Here is a 16711-nt window from a genome sequence, read left to right on the forward strand (position 1 = left end):
GCGGTGTGTGGTTCAGGTGCGATCAGGCAATGGATAAAGTGCTTTGATCTCCGCAACTTTGTCGCGCCACGCCTTTTCTTTCTCAGGAGTTTCGTCGTATTGCCACTCAAGGAAAAGCGGGTCGGCTTCAGTCACATACAGGGTGCGACGCGCCGCGATGGAACTCTCCAGTTGAGTAGTTTTCGCGGCCTCAATGCAGAGCTGTTCTGCTTGTTCGACGGAAAAACCAAGATTTTTGAGAATCTCAATATCCGCTGGAATATTGATCAACTGCTCACCTGCAGGTGTCACGGCAGTTTTAATAGAAAGCGTCATTCAAACCCCCTTCGATGCGTAGATTTTGTCGTTGTCGTAGGAGTACGCCAACCGCTTCTCGGGCAACGTTGCTCCCAGGACCGCGTCGGCATCCGCCAAACGATACGGTCGAACGCACCAACGAATTTCCCAATCACCTTGAGTACTTTCGCCAATAGCTACCTCGCTATCGGAACGGCTGAAACCAACAGCACCGGCAAACGATTTAGTCACCGTGTACCCCAACCCTCCGCGCAAATAAACACCGGAATGCATTGCTGCCTGAATGACTTGACCGTCTGCTACACCTTGATACAGCGGCCTGACGCCCGTGATATGTCGTGCAACACAGATCATCCCGAAACTTACACCTCGAACCGACTCCCGGTAAGTTTGAGAAATACGCTTAATGCTCAATAAGTTACCGTCGCCGTTCCAGATGTAACCGCAACCTTCCATCTGCAAATTCAGCCCCGCAATGTGATAAACGCCCTTACCAAAAGGTTCTAACTCTTGGTCGCGACTGTAGATCCGGGAGAGAGTAATTTCTGTTTCACCACTTTCGTTGCCTGGCATCGTCCACCAGACGGGGTAAAACGTATCGGTCGGTAGCCCTGTTAGATCAATTTCCTGTTTATAAAGCGCGCGACCATTAATATCTTTGGCTTGCACGCTGTTACGCCAAGCGGTGAACTGACTCGACGCGGCCTCTACCCGTGCATCAATTTTGCCAATCTGGTTAGTCACCGTATCCGTCAGCTTATTACACGCATCCACCACTTTCGTGATAGTAGTTTCAATTCCCATCATCAACTCCCTGTCAATTAAACTTCCAGCACTTTTGTCAGTGCAACTACTTCGCTTCGAGATGCATAACCCGCAACATCAGATCAACGTGACGAGACATATTGCCAACCGAAGCCGCCGCCATGATTGCGATCTCTTCAGCCATCAACACATTCAGATTTTCACTCCCCACCACAATCGTCACGCTGTCCGCCGGCAACGGCGAAATATCCAACGTGAACTTCTGCAGCACCCGAGCCGCAGCCGCTTTATACGTCAGCAACTTCCCCGCCACGGAATACACCGCCAACAAGGTCCCACTGGCGAGGTAAAACCCAAACTCGCCAATCTCATACTCAGCCTCGCCATCAAACAGCGCGGCCATCCTGAGTTGTCGGTCGCCCAAGTCCTCGTAGTCCACAATGGCGACCCGTTGGCGCTCGTCACGCAGGGCAACTTCGGTGCCGTCGGGGTTGTAGCGGCCAGTACCGGCGCCAATGTGGGTGATTTCGCCTTTCAAGCCCTGGTTCTTTGCCTGCAGCACTTCATCCAATCCCTTGGAGGTGAAGCGCACCAGGCGTGTAATTTCATCTGTCATGGCTGCGCCCTGAGGTCGTAGTCGTTAATGGTGTAGTGCCGGGCTACCCCGGCACTGTTAAGCCGGGCCGCCAGCCCGAATTCAGGCAGTACGCCGCACAGCTGCAACTCGCCATCGCTGAGCGGTGTGTGCGCCACGCTGCTACAAGCAAGTACCCCGTGCAGCTTCACCTCGGGTAACGCCCCGGGCTGGCTCTCATCGCCGATGCTCAACCCTGGATCAGCGGCTGCAGCGACACGTAAACCCTGGGAGGTCTCGTGCACGATGGTGATAGTGGCCAGGTCCCGCTCGCTCTTGGCCGCGTTGATGCGGCGGATCAAACGGTTGTGATCGCCACTGGACCAACTGCGACCGATGATTGCCTGCACGTCAAAGGTGTAAGGCAGACCGGTTGGCCGCTGTTGATACCAGGCACTGATATTGGGGGTGAATCCCAGCGATTCGACGGCATAGCTCAGCGCCTTGGGCGTACCGGCCTGACGTTGGATCTGCCAGGACAAGGCCACAGTGAGGCGCTTCTCCGACTCGCTGGCAGCGGCGTCCCATTCACTGACGCCGCGATCAGCGGCCAGGTAGGGAAGGAACTCAACCGGCGTTTGCAGCGGGTTCATCAAGGCGGGAAAGGGTGGCGTCACCCGGTCAAGCAACTGCCCGAAACCCAAGTCCAGTGCCTTCTCCAACGGCGAACTGTTGGCGGGCAGCAAGCTGCCTTTTGTCTCGTTCATAGCGTGCGCACCTCCACCTCGACGCCCGTGCAATACGGGGCCTGGAATGCCGTGGTGACGATCGGCTCCAGCGGCTCAAGAATTTGCAGTTGCGCAGCGCCCGCCGAGTGGATGGCGTAGTCGATCCAGCTCGGGTCCACCCGCCCTTCCAGGCGATGACAAGATTCTGCATAGTCTTGCAGCAGTTTCTGGGCGGCGACTTGAGTGAGCCCGGAGTCCGGGCCGGCGTTGATCTTCGCCACCACGCGGATTTTGTAGCGCAGAATCTGAGCCGCCTGCACCGTGACGAGATCCGTTTCCGGGCGCACATCAGGCCGGGCAAAGTGCCGGCGTACACCGTCGAGCAGATCAGCAGAAGGTGTGCCATCCCCGTCTCGGGACAGGACCGTGACCATCACTTCACCGGGCGCAGTGCGACGGCCGTTGCCATCCTTGACCCGCGCCGCGTAACCGTCGGGGTCGAAGGTATAAGTGACCGTCACCACCCCCGGCGTAGCACTTTGCACTTTCACTGATGGACGTTCACCGAGGGTGAAAACCTCCCGCCGATACTGCATCCGCGAACCCGCCGCCGGAGCGTGAGGCGCGAGGTAATAACGCAACCGGGCGTCGTCGTCGCTCTCCAACGTCGGCGGCACGGGCGGGAAAGCCGCCGGGTCACCAGGGTCGAGCACCTGACGCTCCAGGCCCATGTCGGCAAGGCGTGCGTCGAGGTTGCTGCCGGTGGCCCACCACGCCAGCATCTGCTTGATGCGGGCGTTGTATTTACGCTCGTGGGTCTGCAGGCGAACGCAGAAAGCCTCCAATGCCAGCGTCAGCAGTTCGCTTTCGTTCTCCAGGCTGACCTTCAGCTTGGCCGCATTTTCCGGCGCACGAGTCGCGACGTAATCAACGACAAACGCCTTGAACTCCGCCAACAGCGGCTCGAATTCATCGACGGCAATGATCGCTGGCTCAGCCAACTGGTTCTGGCCAGGTATCAGCATGCTCATGTCACCACCTCGAAGGTTTGTTTGCGGTTTTTCCAGGTGCCGGCGAAGCGCAGCAACAGGCCGGCGCCCTGGCGGTTGGCGACGATGACTTGCGGTTCGAAGTCGGCGATGCCGTTCTGCGGGTTGTAGAACGCCTGGGCGGCATGGCTCTGGGCGAGAATCAGCAGGTCATCGCCGAGGTTTTGCCCGAGCAGTTGCGGGATCATCGAGCCGTACAGCGGACGCTTCTGGCGAGTGCCCAAGGGAGTGGTCAGCGCTCGGGTGGCGCGCTGGACGAATTGCAGCCAGTCATCGACCGCCGCCCCGGTGTTTCTATCGATTCCGATCATGGGATGTCCTTATCAGGGGCTGATGACTCGACCTTGGTGGTCCACCACCGGGCCGCTGAAGTGCGCACCGCCGGCGTCCAGCAACAGGCTTGTACCGCCAACTTGCAGCGTGATGGCCTCGGCGCTCATCGTCAGGCTGGCGGCGCCGACCTTGACGTCTACCTGCTCACGGGAACCGGTGAACGTAGTCGGGCCGTTGACCCAGTTGAAGGTGTGGCTGGCGTCGTCGTAGTCGCTTTGTGTGCCGTCTTGATGGCGGCGCCGGGTCAGTGTCGGAACGCTTGAGACCGGCGGAAAACGGTCGCTGTTCAAGCCGAACAACGCCACCGATTGTGCCCCGCCCTCCCCGCCGCCGTAGTTGAGCAGCAAGCATTGCTCGCCCACTGACGGGATGCGGGTTTCCGTCTGCGCACCGGCGCTGGGGTTGAAAAAGCGGATCGCCGGCGTGAGCAGTTCACCGTGGCTGACCTTGCAGGTATTGCTGGCCGCGTCGACCTCCTGGCACACGCCGATGCGGCAAAAACTTTCGGCGCGTCGATACAGGTCTTCGAGCTGGCTCTCCATTTCTGCCAGTCGTTCGACGATCGGTCCCAGTTGCATGCGTAACAGCGCGTCGAACATGGGCTACTCCGCCAGCGGCTTGTATTGGTCGGGGTCGTCGATGTTCGAGACTTCCCAAGTGCAGGCGAACAGCGGTTGGCCTGTGGGATCGTTGAGCAGCGGCGGTCCGATATAGAGGGTTTGGGTGAAACTGACGGTCCAGGTGTCGTAGTCCGTTTCTGCGGTGGTGCGTATTGAGGGCGCTGCGACGATATTGGTCGGCAGGTCGCACTGCTCCTGCGGCAGGTTCCAGCGGTTATCCAACACCAGGTCCATCAGTTGGCTGGCCAGGTCGCAGGCATCAAAGGGCAAGGCACCCGGAGCAACCATGGTCTTGAGTGAAATCCCCAGGGCGTGGGCCTTCCGCCCTTCGCGGGAGCGAATGCCGGGGCCATTACCTTCGACCGTGATCAACACGCCGGTGTTATCCGTTGTGCCCTGGAAGTCCTGATGATTGCCGACCTTCAGATTAGGAAAGGCAACGCGCAACGCCTCGTTGATGGCCTGGGGCAGTTGGGAAGGTTTTTCGATGAGTGTCATTTAAGTCGCGTCCTTGCAACGGTTACTGCGGGTCCCGGCCGGGGCCTTCGTTGACGCCGATGCGCTTGGCTGCCCAGCGTTCATAAAGGCCGATGGCCACGTCGGCGCCGGCCATGGCGGTCAGGCAACCAATGGCGCCGGCCGTCCAGATCGACATGCCGGCGGCGTAGCACAGCATCAGGGCTGACACCCCGCACACCATGCAGGCCCCGGAACGCAGGGCCAGGCGCCGCACCAGCGACCAACCGCGGGCGCCCTCCTTGTCGGCGCGCCACATTTCTCCGGAGACACCGCCGATCAGTGCCAGTGCGATCACTAACCAGATAGGCATTTCCGCTAACGCTTGCTGCTCGTTTGTCATGTCACGCCTCCTGGCTGAGCATTACCGGCGCAGTGCCGGGTTTTGGGTAATTCCATTTATAGGTAGGCATTCCAAAAAGCCCGGTTGCCCGGGCTTTTCAGTAATGCTGTCCTCGAACTTTCGGCGCTACTGGCGCGGTACGGTTCTTTCCTCAATGTTTTTCCGACCACGATCCCTGTCTGCCGGATAACTGCTTCTGGTGCTTTACGCTGCACACCCGGGCCAGTTGCCAACCCTCTGAACCGTTAAGGCCGGTTCATCGCTGCCTGTTCTTGAAGCGGTTTGAAACTAAAGAGCGTCGGCATCCTTGCCGGTGTTGCCTGGCATCCGTGCCATCGCTTCGATGGCGTCCTTGCCGGTGTTGCGTAACGTCCTTGTCTTCCTTGGCAGCATCCTTGCCGCCTCCACCAGGCCTTCTTGGCTGGCTTGAGACGAAGAATATGCATGTATGCATATACAGTCAATGCACAAATGCATTTATTTTTGCAGCACATATGCATGGATGCATTTGCAGCCTTATGGGCAAAGGGTTTGGTGGTTTTGCACGGACGAAAAAAAGCCCGCTCATTGGCGGGCTTTGTCTTACGAAGAAGGGTTAGCGGGCGTACATGCCCCACCAGAAGACGTGACCGAGGATGCTGATCTGCTCATCCTGGATGTCCTGGAAGCTGTAATCTTCATCCGGGTGTTCATCGCGGTTGAAGCTGCGCAGGCGAATCCCCGAAGGCAGGCGGTAGAGCTGTTTCACCCGCAGTTGGCCGTTGTGGTTGATGGCATACAGGTCGCCGTCGACGATGTCACCAATCCCGCACTTGCCGGCGTTGACGCCGACGGTCGCGCCGTCACGCAGCACCGGCAACATACTGTTGCCACGCACCGTGACGCACTTGGCCTGGTCGAACTGCACCCCGTTATGCCGCAGGCTGCGCTTGCCGAATCGCAGGCTGGCCTTCTCGCTTTCCTCGATGACGAATCTTCCTGATCCAGCAGCCAATTCAACCTCGCGCAGAAAGGGGATCGACACCTCGTCATCATTAACGGGCGTGTCGTCGTCCCACAGGCTTATGTCCTTGAGTTCCGAATGCATCGGGTCACGCTCGTCCGCCCGCGCCGACACCAGCCCTGCGCGCCCGCGCAGCTGATCGGTGCTGACCTGAAAGTAATCGGCGATGCGTGAGATGTGCTTGTCCGACGGATCAACGATCTTGCCGCTGAGGATCCGGGACAACGTGGATTGAGGCACGCCGGTACGCCGGTGAAGCTCCGTAGGGGAGATCCGGTCGCGGTCCAGCAGCTCTCTTAAGACGATAGAAACGTTGCGTTTTTGCATAACGCGGATAGTGCAGGCAGTTTTGATGCTTGGCAAATGCTAATTTGCATATTTAATGCATTGATTGCCGAGATTTACCTGACCGTTTGTGAACTGCGAAGCCCGACCTCGCGTGTTAACCTTGCGCCCATTGCAAAAAATGCTGGGCCAAGCGCCCCCTTTGCCCCATCACTTTCAACGAATTTGCTAACTATCCAATGAGTAAAAACACTTCCGATCTGTCCTCCCACACCCCGATGATGCAGCAGTACTGGCGCCTGAAAAACCAGCACCCTGATCAGTTGATGTTCTACCGCATGGGCGACTTCTACGAGATCTTCTATGAAGACGCAAAGAAGGCCGCCAAGTTGCTGGACATCACCCTGACCGCGCGCGGGCAGTCGGCCGGGCAGGCGATTCCGATGTGCGGGATTCCTTATCATTCGTTGGAAGGTTACCTGGTCAAGCTGGTGAAGCTGGGCGAGTCGGTGGTGATCTGTGAGCAGATCGGCGACCCGGCCACCAGCAAGGGCCCGGTGGAACGCCAGGTGGTGCGCATCATTACACCGGGGACGGTGAGTGATGAGGCGCTGCTGGATGAGCGTCGCGACAACCTGATCGCGGCGGTGCTGGGGGATGAGCGGCTGTTCGGCCTGGCCGTGCTGGACATCACCAGTGGCAATTTCACGGTGTTGGAAATCAAGGGCTGGGAAAACCTGCTGGCGGAGCTGGAGCGCGTCAACCCGGTGGAGCTGATGATTCCGGATGACTGGCCAAAGGATCTGCCGGCGGAACGTCGCCGCGGGACCAAGCGTCGCGCGCCGTGGGATTTCGAGCGTGATTCGGCGCTGAAAAGCCTGTGCCAGCAATTCTCCGTGCAAGACCTCAAGGGTTTTGGCTGCGAAACCCTGACCCTCGCTATCGGCGCCGCCGGTTGCCTGCTCAGCTATGCCAAGGAAACCCAGCGCACCGCCCTGCCGCATTTGCGCAGCCTGCGTCATGAACGTCTGGACGACACCGTGGTGCTCGATGGCGCCAGCCGTCGCAACCTGGAACTGGACACCAACTTGGCCGGCGGGCGCGACAACACCTTGCAATCGGTGGTCGACCGTTGCCAGACCGCCATGGGCAGCCGCTTGCTGACGCGCTGGTTGAACCGTCCGCTGCGGGATTTGACCGTGCTGCAAGCCCGTCAAACCTCTATTACGTGCCTGCTGGATCAATACCGCTTTGAAAAGCTGCAACCGCAGCTCAAGGAAATCGGGGATATCGAGCGGATCCTGGCGCGGATCGGCCTGCGCAACGCACGGCCCCGCGACCTGGCACGCCTGCGGGATGCCCTCGGCGCCCTGCCGCAACTGCAAGCAGCGATGACCGAACTGGAAGCTCCGCACCTGCAGCAGCTTGCCGTCACCACCAGCACCTACCCGGAACTGGCGGCGCTGCTGGAAAAAGCCATCATCGACAACCCGCCCGCGATCATCCGTGACGGCGGCGTCTTGAAGACCGGTTACGACACCGAGCTGGACGAACTGCAATCCCTGAGCGAGAACGCCGGGCAGTTCCTGATCGACCTGGAAGCCCGCGAAAAAGCCCGCACCGGCCTGGCCAACCTGAAAGTCGGCTACAACCGCGTACATGGCTACTTTATCGAGTTGCCGAGCAAGCAGGCCGAGCAGGCGCCGATCGATTACCAGCGTCGCCAGACCCTCAAGGGTGCCGAGCGCTTTATTACCCCGGAACTTAAAGAGTTCGAAGACAAGGCACTGTCGGCCAAAAGCCGCGCCCTGGCTCGGGAGAAGATGCTCTACGAAGCCTTGCTCGAAGACTTGATCGGCAAGCTGGCACCACTCCAGGACACCGCGGCTGCGCTGGCGGAGCTGGACGTGCTGAGCAACCTGGCCGAGCGCGCCCTGAACCTTGACCTGAACTGCCCGCGTTTTGTCAGCGAGCCGTGCATGCGCATCGTGCAAGGTCGCCACCCGGTGGTGGAGCAGGTTCTGACCACGCCGTTCGTCGCCAACGATCTGTCGCTGGACGACGACACCCGCATGCTGGTGATCACCGGTCCGAACATGGGCGGTAAATCCACCTACATGCGTCAGACCGCATTAATCGTGCTGCTGGCCCATATCGGCAGCTTCGTGCCGGCGGCCAGTTGCGAGCTGTCCCTGGTGGACCGCATCTTCACCCGGATCGGCTCCAGCGATGACCTGGCCGGTGGCCGTTCGACCTTTATGGTGGAAATGAGCGAAACCGCCAACATCCTGCACAACGCCACCGAACGCAGCTTGGTACTGATGGACGAAGTGGGCCGCGGCACCAGCACCTTTGACGGCCTGTCCCTGGCCTGGGCGGCGGCCGAGCGATTGGCGCATCTGCGGGCGTATACGCTGTTTGCAACGCACTATTTCGAGCTGACGGTGTTGCCGGAAAACGAGCCGCTGGTGGCCAACGTGCACCTCAATGCCACCGAGCACAACGAGCGCATCGTGTTCCTGCACCACGTGTTGCCCGGGCCGGCGAGCCAGAGTTACGGCCTGGCCGTGGCGCAGCTGGCGGGCGTGCCAAGTGAGGTGATCACTCGCGCCCGCGAACACTTGAGCCGCCTGGAAGAAACCGCCCTGCCCCACGAGATTCCCGTGGCCAGCCCGGCCAAAGCCAGCAACAAACCCAGTGCGCCACACCAGAGCGACATGTTCGCCAGCCTGCCTCATCCGGTACTGGATGAGTTGGCTAAGCTTGACGTGGACGACTTGACCCCGCGAAAAGCGCTCGAAATGTTATATGCACTGAAGACTCGGATATAACGCAGACGCGTGCAAGCTGGTAGACTCTCGCGCGGTTTGGGATGCTGCGGGCTTTTAGCCTGGCCTGCAGACTATCGCTCCCGAACCTCGCGAGCCCTGCCACAAGGGGTTTCGCTGCCGCCGCCTGAGGAGAAAATTAGAAATGACCTTCGTCGTCACCGACAACTGCATCAAGTGCAAGTACACCGACTGCGTAGAAGTGTGTCCGGTGGACTGCTTCTACGAAGGCCCGAACTTCCTGGTCATCCACCCGGACGAGTGCATTGACTGCGCCCTGTGTGAGCCAGAATGCCCGGCCGTCGCAATTTTCTCCGAGGACGAAGTCCCGGCAGAAATGCAGGAATTTATTCAGTTGAACGTTGAGCTGGCGGAAATCTGGCCGAATATCACTGAGCGCAAAGACCCGATGCCGGATGCGGCGGAGTGGGATGGCAAGAAAGGCAAGATTGCAGACCTCGAGCGCTGATAACGTCGATGCCCTCCAAAAGGCCCCTTGCGGGCCTTTTTGCATTTCTGCGGGACGGGTTTCACTTTTCTACAGGCAAAAAAAAGGGGCGGTATGACCCGCCCACATTTTTTCCCTAGTCCCTGTGTTCCTTTTCATCATCCTGATGAATCGCATCCTGCGAGGTTCCTTGAGTCATCGTTCCGTGATGACCGTGTCAATCCGTGGACACAGGGCTGATCTTAGAGAGTTCCCGGGGAAGTTCAACGGGATCCAAACCGCAGAACTACAAGTTTGCGCGCTCGTTCAATAAAAAATAGTTGTTGTATTTCAAGTAGATAAAAATATAAGAACTCAATTCAAGACGTCTGCACCGACGAAAAAACCCAAACGCTTACGAAAAAGTAAGTGAATGCTTACACCAGCAATTACGTAAAAGGGTAACAAGCGGCACTTGGGTGTTCGCCGGGCAAGAAAAAGCCCCGACACAGTCGAGGCTTCTTTCCCGTCAGGTGGATCAGTCGTCGCTGACAGTGATCGTCGGCATCGCCTGGGCCCCGGCCTCCTGAAGTACGATCCGCGCCCCTACGTGACGGGCCAGCTCCTGGTAGACCATGGCAATCTGACCATCCGGCTCAGCAGCCACGGTCGGCTTGCCACCGTCAGCCTGTTCTCGAATCCCCATCGACAGCGGCAACGATGCCAGCAGTTCAACGCCGTACTGGGTCGCCAGCTTCTCGCCGCCGCCTTCACCGAACAGATGCTCAGCGTGGCCGCAGTTGGAGCAGATGTGCACCGCCATGTTCTCCACGACGCCCAGCACCGGGATATTGACCTTGCGGAACATCTCCACGCCTTTGCGAGCATCCAGCAGCGCCAAGTCCTGTGGCGTAGTGACGATCACCGCGCCGGCCACCGGCACTTTCTGCGCCAGGGTCAGCTGGATATCACCGGTGCCTGGTGGCATATCGATCACCAGGTAGTCCAGGTTGCCCCAGTCGGTCTGGGTGACCAGTTGCAGCAACGCGCCGGAAACCATCGGGCCGCGCCAGACCATCGGCGTGTTGTCGTCGGTCAGGAAGGCCATGGACATCACTTCCACGCCATGGGACTCGATCGGCACGAACCATTTCTGGTCCTTGATCTTCGGCCGGGTGCCTTCAGCGATACCGAACATCACGCCTTGGCTCGGACCATAGATGTCGGCGTCGAGAATCCCGACGCGCGCGCCTTCGCGGGCCAGGGCCAGGGCCAGGTTGGCAGCGGTGGTGGATTTGCCCACGCCGCCCTTGCCGGAGGCCACGGCCACCACGTTCTTGACGTTGGCCAGGCCCGGGATCTGCGCCTGGGCCTTGTGCGCGGCGATCACGCACTGGATGTCGACCTTGGCCGAGCTGACGCCGTCCAGGCCTTCGATGGCCATTTGCAGCATCTGCGCCCAGCCGCTCTTGAACAGCCCGGCGGCATAGCCCAGCTCAAGCTGGACCGAAACCTTGTCACCTTGCACGTCGATGGCGCGTACGCACCCGGCGCTGACCGGGTCCTGGTTCAGGTAGGGGTCGGTGTATTGGCGAAGAACGGCTTCCACCGCTGCGCGATTGACGGCGCTCATGGGCTACTCCCGAAAAAAGACTGACTAAAACAGGCGGCTATCCTAACCGTTCCAGCGTCTTAGCGGCACGCTTTCGGCTGTCGGGAAAATCCTGAAACAGCCGCACGGGGTGAAATAAATTTCCCGGCGCTTTATAGTGGCCGACCTCCGTTTCATCAAGTAGCCGAGCCCCATGTCCGAGCCACGCAAGATCCTCGTCACCAGCGCCCTGCCCTATGCCAATGGTTCTATCCACCTTGGCCATATGCTTGAGTACATCCAGACCGATATGTGGGTGCGCTTTCAGAAGCATCGCGGCAATCAATGCATTTATGTCTGCGCGGACGACGCCCACGGTTCGGCCATCATGTTGCGCGCCGAGAAGGAAGGCATCACCCCGGAACAACTGATCGCCAACGTCCAGGCTGAACACAGCGCCGACTTTGCCGAGTTCCTGGTGGATTTCGATAACTTCCACTCGACCCACTCCGAAGAAAACCGCGAGCTGTCGAGCCAGATCTACCTGCGCCTTAAAGACGCCGGGCACATTGCCACGCGTTCGATCACCCAGTATTTCGACCCGGAAAAGAAAATGTTCCTGGCCGACCGCTTCATCAAGGGCACCTGCCCGAAATGCGGCACTGAGGACCAGTACGGCGACAACTGCGAGAAATGCGGCGCCACCTACGCGCCTACCGACCTGAAGGATCCGAAGTCGGCGATCTCTGGCGCCACCCCGGTGCTCAAGGATTCCCAGCACTTCTTCTTCAAGCTCCCGGATTTCCAGCAGATGCTGCAAACCTGGACCCGCAGCGGCACCCTGCAGGACGCCGTGGCAAACAAGATCGCCGAATGGCTGGACGCCGGCCTGCAGCAGTGGGACATCTCCCGCGATGCGCCGTACTTCGGTTTTGAAATCCCGGGCGAGCCAGGCAAGTACTTCTATGTGTGGCTGGACGCGCCGATTGGCTACATGGCCAGCTTCAAAAACCTGTGCGACCGCACGCCGGAGCTGGACTTCGACGCGTTCTGGGCCAAGGACTCCACTGCCGAGCTGTATCACTTCATCGGCAAGGACATCGTCAACTTCCACGCGCTGTTCTGGCCGGCGATGCTCGAAGGTTCGGGCTACCGCAAGCCGACCGGCATCGCGGTACACGGCTACCTGACGGTCAATGGCCAGAAGATGTCCAAGTCCCGTGGCACCTTTATCAAGGCGCGCACCTACCTGGACCACCTATCGCCGGAATACCTGCGCTACTACTACGCCTCCAAACTGGGCCGTGGCGTCGACGACCTGGACCTGAACCTGGAAGACTTCGTACAGAAGGTCAACTCGGACCTGGTGGGCAAAGTCGTCAACATCGCCAGCCGTTGCGCCGGGTTTATCCACAAGGGCAACGCCGGTGTGCTGGTGGCGGAAAACGCCGCGCCGGAGCTGACCGACGCGTTCCTGGCCGCTGCCCCGAGCATCGCCGACGCCTATGAAGCCCGCGACTTTGCCCGCGCCATGCGCGAGATCATGGGCCTGGCCGACCGTGCCAACGCCTGGATCGCCGACAAGGCGCCGTGGTCGCTGAACAAGCAGGAAGGCAAGCAAGCTGAAGTCCAGGCAATCTGCGCCACAGGCGTCAACCTGTTCCGCCAGCTGGTGATCTTCCTAAAGCCGGTACTGCCACTGCTGGCAGCCGACGCCGAGGCGTTCCTCAACGTGCCGCCGCTGACCTGGAACGACCACGCGACCTTGCTCAGCAACCACCAGTTGAATGAGTTCAAGCCGCTGATGACCCGTATCGATCCGGTAAAAGTCCAGGCCATGACCGATGCTTCGAAAGAAGACCTCGAGGCTAGCAAGACTGACACCGGCGATGCAGCACCTGCGGGCAATGGCGAGCTGGCGAAAGATCCGCTGTCGCCAGAAATCGACTTCGACGCCTTCGCTGCGGTGGATCTGCGGGTGGCCCTGATCATCAAGGCCGAAGCCGTGGAAGGCGCTGACAAGCTGCTGCGCCTGACCCTGGACATCGGTGACGAGCAACGCAACGTGTTCTCCGGGATCAAGAGTGCCTATCCGGATCCGTCCAAACTCGATGGTCGCCTGACCATGATGATCGCCAACCTCAAGCCACGGAAAATGAAGTTCGGTATCTCCGAGGGCATGGTGATGGCGGCCGGCCCTGGCGGTGAAGAGATCTACCTGTTGAGCCCGGACAGCGGCGCCAAGCCGGGTCAGCGCATCAAGTAACAACGGCGAACTGCCCCATGGTCTCGGCTATGGGGCGGTTTCAGCTAGTACCCCCTCCTCGCTTGCCGGATAATCGGATTCTGTTTGCAGTCGGCCCGTTGCCGGTCGTGGCTTTTCCGGGTTCCAACGCAATGATCAAACCATGAGCCTGATTCAACGTATCGACGCCCTGCTGCCACAAACCCAATGTGGCAAATGTGGGCATCCTGGCTGCAAGCCCTACGCAGAAGGCATTGCCCAAGGCGAGGCGATCAACAAGTGCCCACCGGGCGGCCAGGAAACCATTGCCGGCCTGGCGCAACTGCTGAAGCTCCCGGTGCTGGAACTGGACACGTCCCGAGGCGAGGCACCCGCGCAGATCGCGTTTATCCGTGAAGCGGAGTGCATCGGCTGTACCAAATGCATCCAGGCCTGCCCAGTGGACGCTATTGTTGGTGCTGCCAAATTGATGCACACGGTGATTATCGACGAGTGCACAGGCTGCGACCTGTGTGTGGCACCCTGCCCGGTTGATTGCATCGAAATGCGTCCGTTGACCACGGTGGTGCCGATTGTCGGCGGACTGGCATCCAGTGATCATGAGCGCCAGGCACGCAACCTCAAACGCGATCGGGCCCGGCGGCGGTTTGAACAGCGCAACACGCGGCTGCAACGCGAAGAGGAACAGAAACTCGCCGAACGCCTGGCACGCACCAAGCGCGCCGCCCCGGTGGCTGCAGCCTCGGAGAACCCGGTCCAGGCCGCCATTGAGCGGGTTCGTGCACAAAAAGCCGCCGCGATGGACGCTGCCTTGAAGAAGGCCAAGATCCATCTGGCCATGAGCCGTGCCCAATTGCACAAATCCCTGAAAGCTTTCGGCCACCCGCCGACCTTTGAACAGCAGTCGCAGTTGATTGTCCTGCAACAGCATTTCGAAACAGCAGAGCAGGCGCTTGCGGCGCTGGTGGGGTCCGATGCCCGCACTTGAACCCCTTGAGCACCGGCCGCACGTGATGAAGCGTGTACTGCTGGTGCCCGCCGCGTTTATCCTGCTCGGGTTATTGGGCCCGTTTTTCGTAACCACACTGACTGTCTGCAAGGAACCGCTCGCCCCATGAACGCCGCAAAACGCCTGGAAATTTTCCGTCGGCTTCACGAAGACAACCCGGAACCGAAAACCGAGCTGGCCTATTCCTCGCCGTTCGAGCTGCTGATCGCCGTGATTCTTTCGGCCCAGTCCACAGACGTTGGCGTCAACAAGGCCACTGCCAAATTGTACCCCGTGGCCAATACTCCCGAGGCAATCTACACGCTTGGCGTTGAAGGGTTGTCCGAATACATCAAGACCATCGGCCTGTACAACAGCAAGGCGAAGAATGTCATCGAGACCTGTCGGCTGCTGGTGGAGTTGCACGGCAGCGAAGTGCCGCAGACTCGGGAAGCCTTGGAAGCCCTCCCGGGCGTAGGCCGTAAAACTGCCAATGTGGTGCTCAATACGGCATTTCGCCAACTGACCATGGCGGTGGACACGCACATCTTTCGGGTCAGCAACCGCACCGGGATTGCCCGCGGAAAGAATGTGGTGGAGGTGGAAAAACAACTGATGAAGTTTGTGCCCAAGCCCTATCTGCTGGATTCACATCACTGGCTGATCCTTCACGGCCGCTATGTCTGCCAGGCTCGCAAGCCGCGCTGTGGCAGTTGCCGCATAGAAGACCTGTGTGAATACAAGGAAAAGACTTCCGACGATTGAGCCATCATTGCTTTTATTGATGAGTCGATTGAAAAAATCTTTTTTACCAGGCTCAAGATTATCGTTATAAGGAGCGCCAACGGCAGTCTTAGCCTGGAGTTAACCTTATGAGCACTGGCAAAGAACAACTGGATGTAGAAGACGACGTTGTTGGCGCTGAATCCGACGATGAGGCAGCAGAAACACCGGTAGAGGTGGCCAAGACCAATTTGAGCAAACGCCGCACCATCGACAACCTTCTGGAAGAGCGGCGCCTGCAAAAACAGTTGGCCGATTACGACTTCGATCTCTAATCGACCCAACGAAAAACAGAAGCCTCCCTTACGGAGGCTTTTTTCTGACTGCATGTAAGTGTGCGGCCGGCCTATACCAACCCGTTACGCTGGGCCAGCTCGATCAAGTCCACCAGGGAGCGTGCGTTGAGCTTGAGCAGCAAGCGCGTCTTGTAGGTGCTCACGGTTTTGTTGCTCAGGAACATGCCATCGGCGATCTCCTTGTTGGTTTTACCGCGGGCCAGTTGCTGCAGCACCATCATCTCCCGGCCGGACAAGCGCTCGACCATGTCCGCTTCGCTGGCGTTCCCCATTGTGGAGCGCACCGAGTTCAGCGCCTGGTTGGGGAAGTAGCTGTACCCACACAGCACCGCCTTGACCGCGCTCAATAGCTCGGTGAGGTCCTGCTGCTTGCACACGTAGCCAGCGGCGCCCGCCTGCATGCACCGCATGGAGAAATGACCGGGCGCCTGGGACGTCAGCACCAGCACTTTGAAGGGATGGGCCTGCTTGGTAGATGACAGCCGGCATATAACTTCCAGGCCATCGAGTTTGGGAATTCCAATATCCAGTATGACTATGTCCGGCATATGCTCCCGTGCAAGTTGCAAGGCATCGACACCGTTATCGGTCTCGGCAACGACCTCATAACTATGACGTTCCATTAGCATACGCACAGCAAGACGAATGACGGGATGATCATCCACGATCAGCACTTTATTCATGGGCAAGTCCAATTTCGCTGTTCGAATTATTAAGAGCAAGCACAATAGCCTAGTCGTTTCCCGCTTGGCATAGCGCTCCCCCCAAGCAACAGCAAGCAGAGACCCAACCCACAAAGACATAGGATTTAGCCTACAAAAAAACGCCAGTGTGGAGGTGTCCAGTTTTGTTGAGGCTTTCAGAACTTTCCGAGTACAAACATATTTTGAGTGAAAAATCCCAGGATTACGGGGGGCGGGGTAAACGTGCCGCACACAAGTTTCAGGAAATGCCCCTTGTGCCTTATCAGAAGACCTGTGAACACGGGCTGAAAGGCACTTTTTAAAAGTTCCATTCGACATAATTAATAACGCTCCATA

General features: G+C 59.0%; 17 protein-coding genes and 1 pseudogene. 6 read left to right on the plus strand and 12 right to left on the minus strand.

Features of this window, described 5'->3' with window-relative positions:
* Positions 1 to 12 precede the first annotated feature (12 nt).
* From JFU58_RS05690 to JFU58_RS05735, 10 genes are all read right to left on the minus strand, one after another.
* Entirely contained in the window at positions 13 to 315 is a 303-nt protein-coding gene (locus tag JFU58_RS05690) for a hypothetical protein (RefSeq protein WP_177036161.1), read from the minus strand.
* Positions 316 to 1101, minus strand: coding sequence for a phage tail protein (locus tag JFU58_RS05695; RefSeq protein WP_201140039.1), 786 nt, complete (start codon positions 1099 to 1101; stop codon positions 316 to 318).
* Between the two features lie 46 nt (positions 1102 to 1147).
* Complete coding sequence (locus tag JFU58_RS05700; protein ID WP_201140041.1) at positions 1148 to 1678, minus strand: hypothetical protein; 531 nt, start codon at positions 1676 to 1678, stop codon at positions 1148 to 1150.
* Positions 1675 to 2403 carry a phage tail protein I gene (locus tag JFU58_RS05705; protein ID WP_063027460.1) on the minus strand — a complete coding sequence of 243 codons (729 nt, stop codon included), beginning with the start codon at positions 2401 to 2403 and terminating at the stop codon, positions 1675 to 1677. The genes JFU58_RS05700 and JFU58_RS05705 overlap by 4 nt, the downstream gene beginning before the upstream one ends.
* On the minus strand, positions 2400 to 3395 hold the full coding sequence (locus tag JFU58_RS05710; protein ID WP_177022714.1) for a baseplate J/gp47 family protein: 996 nt from the start codon (positions 3393 to 3395) through the stop codon (positions 2400 to 2402). The genes JFU58_RS05705 and JFU58_RS05710 overlap by 4 nt, the downstream gene beginning before the upstream one ends.
* Positions 3392 to 3724 carry a phage baseplate protein gene (locus tag JFU58_RS05715; RefSeq protein WP_010170122.1) on the minus strand — a complete coding sequence of 111 codons (333 nt, stop codon included), beginning with the start codon at positions 3722 to 3724 and terminating at the stop codon, positions 3392 to 3394. Before JFU58_RS05715 ends, JFU58_RS05710 begins: the two co-directional genes overlap by 4 nt.
* A 12-nt stretch (positions 3725 to 3736) precedes the next feature.
* Positions 3737 to 4345 carry a phage baseplate assembly protein V gene (locus JFU58_RS05720; protein ID WP_093205524.1) on the minus strand — a complete coding sequence of 203 codons (609 nt, stop codon included), beginning with the start codon at positions 4343 to 4345 and terminating at the stop codon, positions 3737 to 3739.
* A 3-nt stretch (positions 4346 to 4348) separates the two neighbouring features.
* Entirely contained in the window at positions 4349 to 4864 is a 516-nt protein-coding gene (locus JFU58_RS05725) for a hypothetical protein (protein ID WP_201140043.1), read from the minus strand.
* A 22-nt stretch (positions 4865 to 4886) separates the two neighbouring features.
* Complete coding sequence (locus tag JFU58_RS05730; protein ID WP_017480135.1) at positions 4887 to 5225, minus strand: phage holin family protein; 339 nt, start codon at positions 5223 to 5225, stop codon at positions 4887 to 4889.
* Between the two features lie 595 nt (positions 5226 to 5820).
* Entirely contained in the window at positions 5821 to 6555 is a 735-nt protein-coding gene (locus JFU58_RS05735; protein WP_081253083.1) for a LexA family transcriptional regulator, read from the minus strand.
* Between the two features lie 197 nt (positions 6556 to 6752).
* On the opposite strand from JFU58_RS05735, the gene mutS reads away from it, so the two are divergent.
* Positions 6753 to 9344 (plus strand): DNA mismatch repair protein MutS, encoded by a 2592-nt coding sequence (mutS, locus tag JFU58_RS05740; RefSeq protein WP_063027450.1) that lies wholly within the window; start codon positions 6753 to 6755, stop codon positions 9342 to 9344.
* 142 nt (positions 9345 to 9486) lie between these two features.
* Positions 9487 to 9810, plus strand: coding sequence for a ferredoxin FdxA (fdxA, locus tag JFU58_RS05745; RefSeq protein WP_003208688.1), 324 nt, complete (start codon positions 9487 to 9489; stop codon positions 9808 to 9810).
* 496 nt (positions 9811 to 10306) lie between these two features.
* Here the strand turns inward: fdxA and apbC are convergent, their stop codons facing one another.
* Positions 10307 to 11401 carry an iron-sulfur cluster carrier protein ApbC gene (gene apbC / locus JFU58_RS05750; protein ID WP_201140045.1) on the minus strand — a complete coding sequence of 365 codons (1095 nt, stop codon included), beginning with the start codon at positions 11399 to 11401 and terminating at the stop codon, positions 10307 to 10309.
* A 172-nt stretch (positions 11402 to 11573) separates the two neighbouring features.
* On the opposite strand from apbC, the gene metG reads away from it, so the two are divergent.
* The 4 genes and pseudogenes from metG (at position 11574) to JFU58_RS05770 (ending at position 15650) form a co-directional block, all read left to right on the plus strand.
* The gene (metG, locus tag JFU58_RS05755) at positions 11574 to 13625 is read left to right on the plus strand and encodes a methionine--tRNA ligase (protein WP_017480131.1); all 2052 of its coding nucleotides are present in this window, start codon (positions 11574 to 11576) and stop codon (positions 13623 to 13625) included.
* 124 nt (positions 13626 to 13749) lie between these two features.
* Positions 13750 to 14568: pseudogene (rsxB, locus tag JFU58_RS05760) on the plus strand (electron transport complex subunit RsxB); the annotation flags it as partial.
* Between the two features lie 150 nt (positions 14569 to 14718).
* On the plus strand, positions 14719 to 15357 hold the full coding sequence (nth, locus tag JFU58_RS05765) for an endonuclease III (RefSeq protein WP_201140049.1): 639 nt from the start codon (positions 14719 to 14721) through the stop codon (positions 15355 to 15357).
* A 107-nt stretch (positions 15358 to 15464) separates the two neighbouring features.
* The gene (locus tag JFU58_RS05770) at positions 15465 to 15650 is read left to right on the plus strand and encodes a PA3496 family putative envelope integrity protein (RefSeq protein ID WP_017480127.1); all 186 of its coding nucleotides are present in this window, start codon (positions 15465 to 15467) and stop codon (positions 15648 to 15650) included.
* Between the two features lie 71 nt (positions 15651 to 15721).
* Here JFU58_RS05770 and JFU58_RS05775 read toward each other — a convergent pair whose 3' ends face one another.
* On the minus strand, positions 15722 to 16354 hold the full coding sequence (locus JFU58_RS05775; protein WP_003208698.1) for a response regulator transcription factor: 633 nt from the start codon (positions 16352 to 16354) through the stop codon (positions 15722 to 15724).
* Positions 16355 to 16711: the final 357 nt, after the last annotated feature.

This window comes from Pseudomonas sp. TH34 (genome assembly GCF_016650865.1).
Classification (GTDB): domain Bacteria; phylum Pseudomonadota; class Gammaproteobacteria; order Pseudomonadales; family Pseudomonadaceae; genus Aquipseudomonas; species Aquipseudomonas yamanorum.